Source organism: Sphingomonas sp. UYP23, from assembly GCF_054059235.1.
Genome location: NZ_JBSSBX010000001.1, coordinates 957167 through 971706 on the forward strand (window position 1 = coordinate 957167; position 14540 = coordinate 971706).

General features: G+C 64.3%; 15 protein-coding genes and 1 pseudogene. 7 read left to right on the forward strand and 9 right to left on the reverse strand.

The window, feature by feature from the left end:
• Window positions 1-16: 16 nt before the first annotated feature.
• A protein-coding gene (locus tag ACVWYO_RS04805; protein WP_457349017.1) for an IS3 family transposase occupies window positions 17-1146 on the reverse strand; the annotation gives its coding sequence in 2 pieces (ribosomal slippage) (window positions 17-885 and window positions 885-1146; 1131 coding nt in all).
• Window positions 1147-1232: 86 nt separating this feature from the next.
• Here ACVWYO_RS04805 and ACVWYO_RS04810 point away from each other — a divergent pair.
• Window positions 1233-1688 (forward strand): annotated as a pseudogene (locus tag ACVWYO_RS04810) (transposase); the annotation flags it as partial.
• 355 nt (window positions 1689-2043) lie between these two features.
• Here the strand turns inward: ACVWYO_RS04810 and ACVWYO_RS04815 are convergent.
• Window positions 2044-2763 (reverse strand): anti-sigma factor family protein, encoded by a 720-nt coding sequence (locus ACVWYO_RS04815; protein ID WP_457349018.1) that lies wholly within the window; start codon window positions 2761-2763, stop codon window positions 2044-2046.
• Complete coding sequence (locus ACVWYO_RS04820; protein WP_457354864.1) at window positions 2760-3248, reverse strand: sigma-70 family RNA polymerase sigma factor; 489 nt, start codon at window positions 3246-3248, stop codon at window positions 2760-2762. The genes ACVWYO_RS04815 and ACVWYO_RS04820 overlap by 4 nt, the downstream gene beginning before the upstream one ends.
• Before the next feature lie 195 nt (window positions 3249-3443).
• Here ACVWYO_RS04820 and ACVWYO_RS04825 point away from each other — a divergent pair, with 195 nt between their 5' ends.
• The 6 genes from ACVWYO_RS04825 (at window position 3444) to ACVWYO_RS04850 (ending at window position 8644) form a co-directional block, all read left to right on the forward strand.
• The gene (locus tag ACVWYO_RS04825) at window positions 3444-4589 is read left to right on the forward strand and encodes a S8 family serine peptidase (protein ID WP_457349019.1); all 1146 of its coding nucleotides are present in this window, start codon (window positions 3444-3446) and stop codon (window positions 4587-4589) included.
• A 94-nt stretch (window positions 4590-4683) separates the two neighbouring features.
• Window positions 4684-5571 carry a hypothetical protein gene (locus ACVWYO_RS04830; RefSeq protein ID WP_457349020.1) on the forward strand — a complete coding sequence of 296 codons (888 nt, stop codon included), beginning with the start codon at window positions 4684-4686 and terminating at the stop codon, window positions 5569-5571.
• 473 nt (window positions 5572-6044) lie between these two features.
• Window positions 6045-6386: an IS66-like element accessory protein TnpA gene (gene tnpA, locus ACVWYO_RS04835; RefSeq protein WP_457349021.1), complete on the forward strand. Its 342-nt coding sequence runs from the start codon at window positions 6045-6047 to the stop codon at window positions 6384-6386.
• The gene (gene tnpB, locus ACVWYO_RS04840) at window positions 6383-6724 is read left to right on the forward strand and encodes an IS66 family insertion sequence element accessory protein TnpB (protein ID WP_457349022.1); all 342 of its coding nucleotides are present in this window, start codon (window positions 6383-6385) and stop codon (window positions 6722-6724) included. Before tnpA ends, tnpB begins: the two co-directional genes overlap by 4 nt.
• Window positions 6725-6773: 49 nt before the next feature.
• Window positions 6774-8420 (forward strand): IS66 family transposase, encoded by a 1647-nt coding sequence (tnpC, locus tag ACVWYO_RS04845; RefSeq protein WP_457354866.1) that lies wholly within the window; start codon window positions 6774-6776, stop codon window positions 8418-8420.
• Window positions 8420-8644: a hypothetical protein gene (locus ACVWYO_RS04850; protein WP_457349023.1), complete on the forward strand. Its 225-nt coding sequence runs from the start codon at window positions 8420-8422 to the stop codon at window positions 8642-8644. The genes tnpC and ACVWYO_RS04850 overlap by 1 nt, the downstream gene beginning before the upstream one ends.
• 72 nt (window positions 8645-8716) lie before the next feature.
• On the opposite strand, the gene ACVWYO_RS04855 is transcribed toward ACVWYO_RS04850, so the two are convergent.
• The 6 genes from ACVWYO_RS04855 to trbL all read right to left on the reverse strand — a co-directional run bounded on the left by ACVWYO_RS04855 (window position 8717) and on the right by trbL (window position 14516).
• Window positions 8717-9622, reverse strand: a complete 906-nt coding sequence (locus ACVWYO_RS04855; protein ID WP_457349024.1) for a tyrosine-type recombinase/integrase — start codon at window positions 9620-9622, stop codon at window positions 8717-8719.
• Window positions 9623-9971: 349 nt separating this feature from the next.
• Window positions 9972-10193, reverse strand: coding sequence for a DUF2274 domain-containing protein (locus ACVWYO_RS04860; protein ID WP_457349025.1), 222 nt, complete (start codon window positions 10191-10193; stop codon window positions 9972-9974).
• On the reverse strand, window positions 10186-11439 hold the full coding sequence (locus ACVWYO_RS04865) for a TrbI/VirB10 family protein (RefSeq protein ID WP_457349026.1): 1254 nt from the start codon (window positions 11437-11439) through the stop codon (window positions 10186-10188). The genes ACVWYO_RS04860 and ACVWYO_RS04865 overlap by 8 nt, the downstream gene beginning before the upstream one ends.
• Window positions 11436-12404, reverse strand: a complete 969-nt coding sequence (trbG, locus tag ACVWYO_RS04870; RefSeq protein ID WP_457349027.1) for a P-type conjugative transfer protein TrbG — start codon at window positions 12402-12404, stop codon at window positions 11436-11438. Before trbG ends, ACVWYO_RS04865 begins: the two co-directional genes overlap by 4 nt.
• Window positions 12401-13204: a conjugal transfer protein TrbF gene (gene trbF / locus ACVWYO_RS04875; RefSeq protein WP_457349028.1), complete on the reverse strand. Its 804-nt coding sequence runs from the start codon at window positions 13202-13204 to the stop codon at window positions 12401-12403. The genes trbG and trbF overlap by 4 nt, the downstream gene beginning before the upstream one ends.
• 4 nt (window positions 13205-13208) lie before the next feature.
• Window positions 13209-14516: a P-type conjugative transfer protein TrbL gene (gene trbL, locus ACVWYO_RS04880; RefSeq protein WP_457349029.1), complete on the reverse strand. Its 1308-nt coding sequence runs from the start codon at window positions 14514-14516 to the stop codon at window positions 13209-13211.
• Between the last annotated feature and the right edge of the window lie 24 nt (window positions 14517-14540).

Here is a 14540-nt window from a genome sequence, read left to right on the forward strand (position 1 = left end):
GACTACCGCGGGTTGATCATGCCGCTGCGAGAAGCGGCTGGTCGAAGTATACCTGGTCCGGTGTTCTGGCGCCAAGGGCTGAATGTGGCCGGACGCCGTTATAAAATGCGAGATATCGACCGATGCCGGCGCGGGCTTCGGGAACCGAGGCGTAGGCATTGAGGTACACCTCTTCGTATTTCACCGAGCGCCACAGGCGCTCAACAAACACGTTGTCCCGCCAGCACCCTTTGCCATCCATGCTTATTGCTATCTCTTCGCGGTGCAGGACGGCGGTGAAGGCCACACTGGTGAATTGCGAGCCTTGGTCGCTATTGAAAATGGAAGGCTTGCCGTACCGTGCGAGCGCTTCCTCCAACGCAGCGACGCAGAACGCGACATCCATCGAAATCGACACTCGCCAGGCCAGCACCCGTCGGGTGAACCAATCGACGATAGCCACCAGATAGACGAAACCGCGAGCCATTGGGATGTACGTGATATCCGTCGCCCAGACCTGGTTCGGCCGGATCACTGCCAGCTTGCGCAGCAGGTACGGATAGATCTTGTGCCCCGTCGCCGGTTTCGACGTGTTCGGACGGCGGTAGATCGCCTCGAGCCCCATTCGCTTCATCAGCGTCGCGACATGCCGTCGCCCGATGACCACGCCTTCCTGCCGGAGCAGATCGCGCAGCATCCGGCTGCCGGCGAACGGATAGAGCAGATGAAGCTCATCGATCCGCCGCATGATCAACAGGTCGGCCGGCGAGACAGGCCGCGGGAGATAGTAGATGCTGCCGCGGCTGATCTTGAGCTGCTGCGCTTGACGGGCCAGCGGCAGCTCATGGTCACGGTCGATCATCGCTTTGCGCTCGGCAACAGACCGGCCTTCCCGAGCGCACCGGCCAAAAAATCGTTCGCCAGCGTCAGCTCGCCAATCTTTGCGTGCAGCACCGTTATATCGACCGCTGGTTCGCTCGCTGCCGGCACCGCTCCGAACACGTCTGACGCCCCCTCCAGCAGCTTGGACCGCCACTGATTAATGAGGTTCGGGTGCACCTCATACTCCTGCGCCAGTTCGGCCAGCGTCTTCTCGCCTCCCACGGCAGCCAGCGCCACCTTGGCCTTGAATGCCGGGCTGTGGTTCCGGCGGGGTCGCTTGCTCATCTTGCCTCCTCTTCGCGGCCAGCATGGCCGCTCTCAGATCGGCAATCCACTTATCCCCGCTGTTCAGATTCCTAGAACCACCTCTCAAGCTCCACAAGATGCTGCTCGACACGGTCCGGCACGATCCGGTGTGTCGGCGGTTGATGACCGCACCCGGCGTCGGCCCGGTGGTTGCGCTTACCTATCGCGCCTCGATCGACCAGCCGCAGCGCTTCATCCATTCCAGAGCGGTCGGCGCACATGTCGGGCTGACACCCCGGCGGCATCAGTCGGGCGAGATCGACTATGACGGCGGCATCTCCAAGTCCGGTGACACCATGCTGAGAACGATGTTGTACGAAGCGGCGCAGATCCTGATGACCCAGAGCCGGCATTGGTCGTGGCTCAAGGCATGGGGGATTAAGGTCGCACAGCGCCGGGGCATGCGGCGCGCCATCGTCGCCCTCGCACGCCGCCTGGCCGTCGTTCTCCACCGCATGTGGACGGACGGCACCGACTTCCGCTGGGGAAGCGAACCCGGCACCGCGGTCGCGGTCGCCTGATACGATCTCAGAAAGGAGCTTTCACGGTTCTGCCTCGGCAGAAAGAGGTCCTCACGGGGACGAAGGTGGTGTGAGATCGTAACGTCCGCAGCCCTGTCGCCAGCGACAAGGGCGTCCAAAAGATTGATCCACACCGCTTTTTCTTACCCCATCATGGGGCGGCTACGTGCCGACCCCGGAGAGAAGCACGAACCCCGTGTGGCGATCTCAAGCCCGGCAGAAACCCAGTATTGCACTTCGTCGCCTGCCCATCCGTCACGACCGGCGCATTCGCGACGGCGGGGAGTGACGTGTGCCTGTTGACTCAAGCCGCGATAGAGAAGTGGACGTTCGGTCGTGCGCACTTCCAAATATTTCAAAGCAATCGCCAGTTATTTTGCCGTGAGCGCATCTCGGCAGTCGCGTCGAACGGTTCGCCGGACATGGCGGCTTCCGCGTCGGCCATGAGTGCCGCGTCGTCGGAGCCCGCCTGGCGATATTCGGTCGCCGCCGCCGCGCGCCGGCTGCGCGTTTCGCGGAACACCCACGCATCCTTGTCACGGCAGGCGATGCCGCCCAGTGTCGGCGTCGTAAAGGTTCGGCAGATCGCGCCGGATCGATCGCGAAAGCTGACGAGCATTCGTGTTGTCGCCGCGCTGTGTTGATTAGATGCGAGTTGCGTATTCAAGGCGCGCGCGAGACTGCCGGACGCGACGAGAACGCCGTCGCGACTTGCAATGGGTGCGTCGCCGCTGGTCCGGCCGCCCAAGAACAGGCCAAGCGTCAGGCTCGCCGCTATCGCGCCGCCGAACCACAAAGCGCCCAGGTTGCGCGTCCGATGGCGCTCTGCCCGCGCTGACATGAGACTCACCACTTTCGGCGCCGCGACCGCCGCCAACAGTGGCGCCGGAACGGGCTCGGTGGCGATCGGTTCAAACGTCAGCGTCAGCGTTTCGCGAAGCGCGCGGTGGCGCGATATTGTAGCGAAAGCGTCCGGGTCGCTGGCGATGGCCCGCTCTACGCGCTTGGCCGAGACCGGATCGAGCTCGCCATCGGCATAGGCCATCAACATTTCGGGATCGATCTCGCCGCTCATGCCGCTTCCCCCAGCGTTCGCATCAAGGCCTCCCGCCCGCGTACCAGTCGCGAGGTAAGCGTACCTATGGGGATATCCAGCACCGCTGCCGCTTCCTTATAGGCGAGCCCTTCCACCAGAACGAGCGCGACCGCCTCGCGCTGTTCCGGGGGCAGCATCGCCATGGCGCGGCCGACGTTACCAAGTTCGACGCGCGCCTCAATCACGCGGTCGCCCTGATCACCCACCCGTTCGCCTGCCTCCGCCTCCACAAAGGTCTCGCCGCGTCGTTTTGTCGCGCGGACAGTGTCGATCCAAGCATTGCGCATGATACGGTACATCCAGCTATCCAGTCGCGTTCCCGGTTGCCATTGGTCACGCGACTTCAATGCACGCTCGATGGCCGCCTGGCAGAGGTCGTCAGCATCGGCGGTCGCGAAGGCGAGCGTGCGGGCGAAGCGCCGCAGACGCGGCAGCAGGCCGATCAGCTCGTCCTCGAAACTCACCTCTCCCTGGTCCTCCACCTTTACGATATGGATGAAACGACTGCCCCGATCCGTTTCATCCATGACATGACAGAATTTCCCGCTTTGGCTATATCTGCACGCACCATGATGAGGCGCGTGCTAGTCCCTGCCTTTCTGCTGCTGCTGGCAATACCCGCAACGGCGCAGCTATTGCCCGCGCAAGTGCCCGGTGTCGTGAGCGGTGCGCTGCGCGGTGTGACCGACAGGGTGATGACGGTGCCCGCACTGCCTTCGGCCGTTATAACGCTGGCAGAGGATCGGCTTGATCGGATCGCGGCCTTGTTGCGTGATCATCGCGCCGAGATCGCTCGCGACGATCATGGGGATCCCGCACGCGCGGCCACCATTCTCGTCAACGATCCGGACGATGCGCTGGTCTCGGCCGCGGCACGCGCAGGCTTTGTGTTGGCCGAACGGGGTGAGATGCAGGACCTCGGTATCGCCTACGCGCGTTTCGATGTGCCAAGCGGCAGATCACTGGCCGACGGACTTCGTGTCATGCGCAAGCTGGCCAAGGGGCACGACGCCTCGGCCGATCAATTGCATTTCGAGAGCGGCGCCGTGGCAAGCGCCGCGACTTCGGGCGCGAGCGCCGCGGGGGAACGTGTGTCCGGCGCGATCGGGATGATCGACGGTGGGGTGGCCGTGCTCGGCAGTCCGATGGAGCAGCGCGGCTTTGCGGCGGGTGCCCCGTCGCCCGGTAATCACGGCACGTCTGTCGCGTCGCTTCTGGTCGGCGGCAGCGACGTGACCGGCGCGGCGGCAGGCGCGCGACTGTACGTGGCGGACGTTTATGGCAGGGACCCGGCGGGCGGCAGCGCACTTGCTATCGCCAAGGCACTGGCCTGGCTCAGCAGCGAGCGTGTGCCTGTGACGGTCATCAGCCTGGTCGGTCCGTCAAATCCGTTGCTCGCGCGTGTCGTGCAGGCAGTGCAAGGTCGCGGCATGATCGTTGTTGCAGCGGTGGGAAACGATGGCCCCGCTGCGCCGCCATCCTATCCGGCTTCGTATCCTGGCGTGATCGCGGTGACAGGCGTGGATGCGCGCGGGCATGCTCTGATCGAGGCGGGGCGTGCGTTGCATCTCGATTATGCCGCGCCCGGAGCGGATATGCTCGCGACAGACGTGCAGGGCCGAGCCGTGGCGGTACGCGGCACATCTTTCGCCGCGCCGCTGGCGGCCGCACGGCTCATGCGTTTCGCGGGCGGTGGCAGGGCTGCCGCGCTCCGGGCTGCGGATAGCGAAGCACGCAAGGCTGGTCGGGCCAGCCGTTACGGTCGTGGAATCCTCTGCGAAAGCTGCAGGACGGCGCCGAACTAATTTTCCGGCGGCGCGGATTAAACGCCGGACGGCACCCGTTCTTCCTTTGAGGGCCCGATGAGGAGCCCGCACGATCAAAGGAAGGAATGATATCATGAAGACGCTCCTTATGGGTACGACCGTGATCGCTCTCGCATTCGGCGCGATACCTGCGTCGGCGCAATTGCTGGGCGGTGGCGGGGGACTCGGCGGCGGCCTGAGTGGATCGCTCGGCGGCGGGCTCGGCGGAATCGCAAGTACCGGCACCGGCTCGCTCAGCGGTACGCTGAACGGTACCTCAACCATTACACGCGGCGTGCGCTCGTCGACACAGGGTACGCTCGACAACACCGTGTCGACCAAAGGGTCGAGCAAAGTCGATCGCCGGAAGGGCAGCGTGTCGACCAACCGCTCTGTCGACAGCGCGATCGGCGGGACCGTCGCCAACGCGACCGGTCCGGCGAGCGGCTCGGCATCGGGCAGCGCCACTGGTTCTGCATCGGGCAGCGGTGGCGCGCAGTTGATTGGCACGGATGCCGTTCAAGGCGCGGCAGGCCACGCGATCGGCACCACGCGAAACACGGTCGGCACGGTTCGTGACCGCGCTGACGATAGCGTGGGCACCGTGCGCGACCGGGCCGGCAATGTGGTGAGCAATGCGCGTAATCGTGCGGGTGGGTTGACGTCGGGCTCCGGGTCGGCGGATGGTAGTGCCTCCGGCAATGCCGATGGGGGCGCTGGCAACTTGGCGTTGGCCAGTAGCGGCGAAGCGAATGGATCGGGCGGCTTCACCGTAATGCGCGGCATGAAGGTGCGCGATACTGCGGGGAACGTTATCGGCCGCGTCCGTTCGGTGGCGACCGATGCGCGGGGCCGTATCGAGGCGATCAGCATGAAGGTCGGCGACAAGCTTGCGACGCTGCCTGCGACCAATTTCAGCGGCAACGGCAATCTTCTTATCTCGGCAATGGGCCAGAGTGAGGTGCAGAGAGCGGCGAACTAAGCGCGAACTTACGTGGAGTCTCGGAAATGCAGCGTTTCGACCCGGGCGGGTTTTCGCCCGGGTCGAAGGCTTTGTTGGCGACGCACGGACTGTTCTCGGAAGTAGGAGGCGCTTGCGATCAAGTCATCGCCATCAGGCAGCCAATCAGAATACCCACCCCGATAGCGGCCAGCCACCAAGTGGCCCATGCTCTGTCGATCTGCAATGCCGGTCAGGCAACCTCTGAATGTCTGTTCCTGGCGAGAGCTGCTGTTCGAACTTTCGCTCTGGAACGACAGGATCGTCCCAAACTTGGTCACCCCCAAAGTCGATGTCGCGCATGAATGCACGGCAGCTTTCAGGTTTTTCTGAGCGGCTTTGAATGACGAGGAATGCGTATCGCAGGTAGCCATCCGGCGGAGGCCGCCTTGCTGATTGTGGGCTGGAGCTAGAGGACGTCCTTACAGTCGCACGTAAGGACGTCGGTTTCGATCATGGCGCAGGTAACGATACTGGCGGGACCGGAGCGTCGCCGTCGCTGGAGCGATGAGCAGCGCGAGCAGATTGTCGCAGAGGCGTTTCAGTCGGGCGCGCGGGTCTGCGACGTGGCGCGGCGCCATGACGTTGCCCGCAGCCAGATCTACGAGTGGCGGCAAGTGATGCGGCGCCAGGCGGACCCGGCCTTCGTGCCGGCGGTGCTGGTGGATGAGCGACCCCAGCAAGTGTGCGAGCCCGTTGTCGCTGCCGTTTTCGATCTGCCCGATGGCGGGCGGCTGAAGATCTTTGCTTCAGCGTCACCGGCTCTGGCGGCGGCGGCCTTGAAGGCGATGCGATGATCCCGTCGGATGCACGGGTGTGGATCGCGATGGGCCACACCGATATGCGCAAGGGGATGCAGGGTCTGGCGCTGCTCGTGCAGCAAGGTCTGGGCCGCGATCCGCATGGCGGCGACCTGTACGTGTTCCGAGGCCGTGCCGGATCGTTGGTGAAGATCATCTGGCACGACGGGATCGGCGCATCGCTCTACTCCAAGCGGATCGAGCGCGGCCGCTTCATCTGGCCCTCGGCGAAGGATGGCGTGGTGTCCTTGACGCGCTCGCAGCTGGCCTGCCTGCTCGACGGGATAGACTGGCGTAATCCGCAGCATAGCTGGCGCCCGGCGAGCGCGGGATAGCGCATTTTGCGGCTTGCATGAGGGCGTGGAGGATGATTCACTCTCCGTCGTGGAAGCCGTCATTTCGCCTCTTCCGGATGATATCGCAGCGCTCAAGGCGCTGCTTGCTGCAACGATCCAGCGCGCCGACGAGGCCGAGGCGCGCCTTGCCACCGCCGCGGCGCGCGAGAGCGCGACCCAGGCGATGATCGTGCACCTCAAGCTGCAGATCGCCAGGCTCAGGCGTGAACAGTACGGCCCAAGCGCCGAGCGCAGCCGCCGTCTGCTCGAGCAGATGGAGCTGCAACTCGAGGACCTTGAAGCGGACGCCGGCACGGACGGCCTCGTCGCCGAAGTCGCCGCCGCCAAGGCGACCAGCGTCGCCTCGTTCGAGCGCAAGCGACCGGCGCGCCAGCCATTCCCCTCCCATCTGCCGCGCGAGCGCGTGGTCATCGCAGCGCCGTGCGCGTGCGCGGCCTGCGGTGGCACGCGCCTGTCGAAGCTCGGCGAAGATGTGACCGAGACGCTCGAGGTGATCCCGCGCGCGTGGAAGGTCATTCAGACCGTGCGCGAGAAGGTCGCCTGTCGGGACTGTGAGAAGATCACCCAACCGCCGGCACCGTTCCATGTCGTGCCGCGCGGGTGGGCCGGACCCAGCTTTCTCGCGATGCTCTTGTTCGAGAAGTACGGGCAGCACCAGCCGCTGAACCGCCAGGCCGAACGGTTCGCCCGCGAAGGCGTGCCGCTCAGCGTCTCCACGCTCGCCGATCAGGTCGGCGCGGCCGCCTTTGCGCTCACGCCGCTTTACAAGCGGATCGAGGCGCATGTCCTCGCCGCCGAGCGGCTGCACGGCGACGATACGACCGTGCCGGTCATGGCCAAGGTCAAGACCGATGTCGGTCGATTGTGGGTGTACGTCCGCGATGATCGGCCGTTCGCCGGTGCCGATCCGCCGGCAGCACTGTTCCATTACTCACGCGACCGACGCGGCGAACATCCCCAGGCGCATCTCGCGACCTGGTCCGGGATCCTGCAAGCCGACGCTTATGGTGGCTATGGTGCGCTGTATCGAGACGGGCGCTTGCCCGGTTCAGTGCGCGAGGCTGGTTGCTTCGCGCACGCCCGGCGCAAGTTCTTCGAGCTCGCCGATGTCGCGGGTGCCGCTCGCAAGAAGAGCCGCGGCGAACACGCCGGCATGATCTACCCGATCGCGCTTGAGGCGGTGCGACGGCTCGATACCCTGTTCGACATCGAGCGTGAGATCAACGGCAAGCCTCCCGCCGATCGCCTGGCCGCGCGGCAGCAGCGCAGCGCGCCGGTAATGAACGAGCTTCAGGCCTGGCTCACCGCCCAACACGCGACGTTGTCGCGCAACCACGACCTCGCCAAGGCGATCAACTACATGCTGCGGCGCTGGGGTGCGTTCACCCGGTTCCTCGACGATGGCCGGGTCTGCCTCTCCAACAACGCCGCCGAGCGTACGCTTCGCTGCATCCCGCTCGGCCGCAAAGCGTGGCTGTTCTGCGGTTCCGATCGTGGCGGGCAGCGTGCCGCGATCCTCTACACCCTCATCCAGACCGCGCGGCTCAGCAACGTCGATCCGCAGGCATGGCTCGCCGACGTCCTCGCCCGTATCGCCGATCATCCCGCCGCCCGGCTCGACGAACTCTTTCCCTGGAACTGGTCACCCTCGAACCAGGTCGCAAAAGCCGCCTGATGGCCGCCCCGTCCATGGTGTTCACCAGTCGCTACGCCGCACTCCGACTCTGTGTTGATCTCGATCTCATTGAGGAACTGGCCGAACAAATGTCACCCGAGGACGGCTGCCTCAGCATCATCGACAGCCTCGACGAAACAGCCGAGTCCGTCACCGCGTTCACTCGTTGGGGCCTCGATCGCCTCAACGAAATGCTCGATGAACGACGCTCGCAGCTTATGTAAGATAGCTTGGCTGCGCGGCCTTCGCCGGATGGATACTATCGCAGCCGCTGCAACTTACTAAATTGTACTTGCTCACACGAGCTTGCTGACCGCTTCCTGCATATGAGTGGTATCGACGGCGGCGTAGCGCTGGACCATTCGCAGCGATTTCCACCCGCCCAACCGCATGATCGTGATGAGATCCACCCCGGCCATTACGCAATGGCTCGCCCAGTGGTGGCGCCAGTCATGGACGGTAAAGTTCGCGACGCCGGCGCGTTCGCAAGCGGTGGTGTGGGCGCGTTTGAGCGGGTTGCCGCCTTGCACCGCGAGGTCGCGCGTGTCGGTATAGGGGCGACCAAGTCGGTTTAGGAACACGTGCCCTGTGTCCGGCTTGCCGCGCTTCTCCCACAGCGGCCGCAGCATCGCTTCCACGCGTGGGTGCAGCGCCACCGTGCGCGGGTTGCCGGTCTTCGTACGCGCAAAGAAGATCGTGCCACGTGCGAGGTCCACGCCCCCTGCCCCCCAGTGCAGCTGCAGTGCTTCCTGCGTCCGGGGACCCTGGAAGGCGAACATCGTCACGATCGGCTGAACATGACCCACATAACACCCGATCAGCCGATCGCGCTCGGCATGACTCAAGAAGCGAATTCGCTGATTGTCGAACGCGATCGCCTTGATTTTGATCGGCGGCAGGTCGTGCCGCTCCTGCCAGACGTTGATGCAGGCCTGGAGTAGCGAGCGGTAGCGATCCTGGCCGGCTGGCGCGTATCCCGCCAGAAACGCGTCCTGAAACGTCCGCCACGCAGCGCGAGGATCCGCCAGCGACATGTTCCCGATCCGCTCGTTCATAACTCCAACACGCAGGTTATCGCTCGAGTTAGGTCGTTTGGGCTTTGCCAGATACGCCTCGAACGCGTCGGCGATCACTGCGCGGCTGGCCACAGCCCGCGGCCCGAACATCAACTCCTCGCGCAGCGCTCGCTCGCGCTCCGCCATCAAGTGCCGCGCCGCATCCTCGTCACGCGTGCCCGTACTGAATTCTGCGACGACGAAGGACCGCTCGCCCAACGAGACCGATCCTCGACCGTGCCAGATCCCCGCGCGACCGCGCCGTCTGATCGTAAGCATTTCAGCCTCACAAGGAGTTCCGAATATTGTGCCTCCGTGAGCCGCATGCGCCCGCGCACCCTTAACGGCACGATGCTGTGTTGCGCACAAAGGCGTCGTAGCCAGCGGCGTACGTCTCGAACGTCCACGCGGAGTCGCTCTGCCACTTCACTCGGCGTCAACAGCGCTTCTCCCGCCACTGGCTGTGTCATTTTGCTGCTTTCAACCCGGCCAGTGGTTAAGTGGACCGATTTCGAATCGCGCGCGAGAAGTCTCGGTCGCTATCGAGGAACGCCGCCAAAATCGCCGGTATCAACTCAACGACCGGCTCCTCGCGACCATAGCTGGCCGCGTAGACCGCAGCATATTCGCTCAGCATTTGGTTCAGATCGGGCGCAATCGTGATAGTCAGCTTGACCGGTGTTCTGTCCGGCAAACGCGCGAGTTTCAGGTTAGCCATGGTCTCCTCCTATCGAACCGGGGGGGGCAAAGATCAGGTCACGGTGAACCACGAGGCGCACCGGTGCGCCGGGACGGATCGTGATCGTCGGCTGAATTTGCAGGTTTCGAGAGGTGAGCTGGTCTCCCGCGCGCGAAACATTTTGCTGCGTAGACTCTCGAATTGCCTGGACCAGATCGCTCTCTCCAGTGACGGTCAGGCTCGAACCGACGCCCAATAGCGTCGACAACGCTACCCCTTTGAGCAGCGCCCATGTGTGAAAATCCACTTTATCTTTCAGCCCGGCATAGCCGGATGGATCGGCCGCCGGCACATTGTCGATCTGCAGCGAGCTGCCATCCGGCATGATGATCCGCTGCCAGACGACCAGAGCGTTACGTTGCCCGAAGGCCACCACGCTATCGTAGGAGCCGATCAACCTTGCCCCCTGCGGAATGAGCAGAATTCGTCCGGTGGCACTGTCATAGACCCGTTCGGTAATTTGCGCGGTTACGAGCCCCGGCAGATCGGAGCGTAAGCCCGTGATGAGGCTGGCAGCGATCACGCTGCCGGCCGATAGCATGTAGGGAGACCGCGCGGCGATAAGGGCGTGCGGATTGACGTCGCCTCCCTTGTCCTGCGCACCCACGAAATCGGACTTGCGCTGCTGCCCGTTCGGGTCGTGCTCGGAGTCCGTCGCGACCTTGACCGGCTCTGTCGCGGTTGGCGCGGCGTTGGGCGAGGCAACGGGCTCAACTGCCGCCGTCCGGTTGCCGGATTGGACGATCAGGCCCGACTCTCTTGCGGATTTGATTTCGGCATCACGGCGCTCGCGCGCGGTAACCTCCGCTTGGTCGATCTTGGCCCCCTCTCCCATTGCGTCCTGTGGCGGCATGCTGCGCTGGCGCTCGAGGATCCCCCGGCCAAGATCGCCAGGCAGAGGCGGGCCGAGCTTTGGTGCCGTGCCATAAGTGTCGGGCAAAGCGTTTAGCGCGTCCGGCGTACCCTTGCCCGCAACAGCGCGCTCATCGTCCGCATGGATCATCCGCACCACGGCCGGCCTGAGTGCAATGTAGCCGACTGCCACGAAGACGATCACTGCGAGAGCAGCGCCTCCAATGATGATCTGTCGCTTGAACCGGATCGCACGGGAGGGCTTTGCCCTTAACACCATGGCTTCGGGATCAAGTTTGGGTGGGGCGCCCTCCTCTACCGTTTCTCGCTCGTGTGGACGCTCTTCAACGGCGCGCTCGTCGACCTCGGTCACGACGCCCTCCCTTGCAAAGCAGCTGGCGCGGCAGCGCGCGAAATCCGGACCACATCCTGATGTTTGGTCCCGAGCCTGAGTTCTGCGGCATCGAACAAGCGATCGACGATGTAGAAGCGTCCCGACACCCGGTAGTTCACGAGCTGCGCAACGCCGTGGCTATCGACCAGAAAGAGCGGCGGCGCTTCACCAACAGCCAGTGATGCAGGGAATTCGATGAACGTTTGCCGGCCATCGTCGAACGCGCGCAGCGGTCGCCAGGCCGGATGGTCACCGGATAGCGCGTAATCGAAGTGAAGCTTTTCGATTTCAAGCCCCGTCGCCACAGGAGCCGCAGCCTGAGCTTGGGCCTCGACGTGTTTCAACGCGATCATCGCATCCTGCGGATAGATCCAGGATATCGCTGCCATGGCCGCGGCAGTGCTGGCCAGCGTTATATGATACGTCCGACGATCCGTCGTGATGACGAGGTTGGTCGTAAGCCCCGTCGCGAATGGCTTTACCAACACGTGCGTCCGCTTTTCGGCGCCGGAGCCACTGCTGGTATCGCCGATCACCCAACGAACGGTGTCGCCGCTTGCTACCGCGCCGAGCGCTTCGCCCGGTTGCAATGCGATGTCGGTCACCCGCTCGGGCGCCGCATACACGTGATAGAGGATGCCCTCGGCATAGGGATAGACCTGCACTCCGTTGAGATAGGCGTGCGATGTCGGCTCGAGCGTCGCCGCTCGATTGGCCGCTGCGACATGTGCCAAGGCAGACGGCAGCGCGCGGCGATGCAGGCGGCTGAAGCGCCGCGCGGGTCTCAACGAGCCCCGGGCTTCTTCCCGCGCGGTCACGGCGCTGGGCGCCGGTCCAGGCTTGACACTAGTCGGGACGGTCTTCGCTTGAATGGGCAATGCGCTGCCAGCCGGTACGATCATCACCACGGTCGACAGAGCTGCGAAGATAGGAAAGCGGTTCACGGCTTAACCTCCGGAGATTGGATGGATTGAGTTGCGAGCGTCGGATCGACCGGCGAACCGACCGGAACGGTCTGCGCCTGGTCCGGCGGGGGCAGCGGGGGTTGCGCAGGCGCCGGCGGATCAAGTTCGCGGCTCCAGTCGATCGCGTCCACATAGATGCCGAGCGGATTCCTGCGCAGCGTTTCGGCGGTCGACGGTGTCCGGGTGGCGATCGTCAGGATGCCGGTCCAGTGCGATACGCCGACTGACGCACCGCGGTCATAAGCACTCTCGATCCACTTGATCTGGAATGACCGATCCGACGCGCGCACTACGCTGACGATCTGCACCGACACCGTCTTCTCGCCGATTGCGGCGAACGGATTGGCGGTGTGCGCGTAATCGCCGAGGGCTACCGCGCCACGCTGGGTTGCGAAATCGTAGGCGGATAGCCAGTCTCGCCGCATCAGCACGGGATCGAGCGAAATCGAACGGACGTTCTCGATGAACTTCGCCAGGTGCCACGCGATCTGCGGATCAGTTGCGCGGTAGCCCGCTTCGGCCGCCGTGACCGCTCGGGCCTCTCCAAGGCGATCGACCTCGACGACATAGGGCGTGACACGGCTCTGTGACGACTGCCAGATCAGAGCCGCTGACATCATGCTCGAGAGGGCAAGGCCACCAAACGCCATCAAGCGCCAGTTGCTGGCCTGAGCGCGCGCGGTACCGATGCGGTTGTCCCACATTTGGCCGGCACGCTGATAGGGGGTCTCGGGTTCGGGAGTGCGCCCGTAACGCTGCACGCTTCGCTTGAAGACCATGGGATCAATCCTCCTTTTCCTTGATATCGGGGGTTGCAGATGCGCCGCCGCGGTCGCCTTCGCGCAGCGCCTGCACGGCAGCGTGGCGATGATGGCGCGCGGATTGCTCCTGACGCATGGCGCGTGCCCATCCGGGCACTGACGGGTCGCCATCAGAACGGCCGCCGCGCGGACTAGGGCTAGAGCTGCCATTCAGCGCGGACCAAGCGGCGTCGCGGCCTGATTGCCGCGCCTCGGCGAGACCAAGCGTCGCACTGGCCTTCTGCCGCAAGGCCCCACCAGCCGCCTGAGCTATGCCATTCAAGCCAGCACCGACGGTGTTCAATCCCGCGGCAGTCTGGCCGAGGCCATAAGCGGTGGATGTCGCCGATCCCATCGCCGTCCCGCCGCGGACTGCGCCGAGCGCTCCAGCTCCGGCCGCGCTCACGGCACCGGCCACCGCGCCGCCGCCAAGGGCGGTTATGCCGGCGGCGCCGATCGTGGTCCCAATCGCGGCGCCAGCACCAAGCTGCGGAGCGCCGGCCACCAGGCCCGAGGCGATGCCCGGTCCGAACACGCCGAGCCCGAACAGGCTGAGCGATCCCAGCACCAGGCTCATGGCTTGGCCGATATCCGGCTCGTGACCCGCGAGCGCTTTGGTGAAATCCGTGAAGAAGCCCGAGCCGATTCCAACGATGACGGCGAGTACCATAACTTTTACGCCGGAGCTGACGACGTTACCGAGCACCTGCTCGGCAAGGAAGCTGGTCCGATTCCACAGCGCGAACGGCACCAGCACAAAGCCTGCCAGCGTGGTCAGTTTGAACTCGAGGATCGTCACGAACATCTGCACCGCGAGGATGAAGAAGGCGCAGATCACCATCACCCAGGCAAACAGCAGCACGACAATCGTCAGGAAATTGTCGAAAAAGGTCGTGAAGCCGCTCAGCTGCCGCACCTGATCGAGCAAGGGCCACGCTGCGGTGAAGCCCGTCGCGGCAAGCCGGCCCGGTCTCAGCAGATCGTCGGCGGTGATCGTACCCCCGCCCGCGGTCAGGCCTGCCGCTGCGAAAGACCGGAAGATGATGTCAGCGAGCATCGAGAAGCGGTTGAGGATGAAGGCGAAGGCACCGACGTACAAAATCTTCTTCAGCAGTTTGCCAAGAACATCCTGATCGCCGCCCGTTGCCCACCACAAACCGGCGAGCGTGACATCGATCGCGATCAACGTACTCGTCAGGAACGCGACGTCGCCGCCCAGCAGACCGAACCCGCTGTCGATATATCGAATGAAGGTGGCCATGAACTGGTCGATGACGTTGAGGTCATTCATCGGAGTGCCTTCCCGATCGTGAAA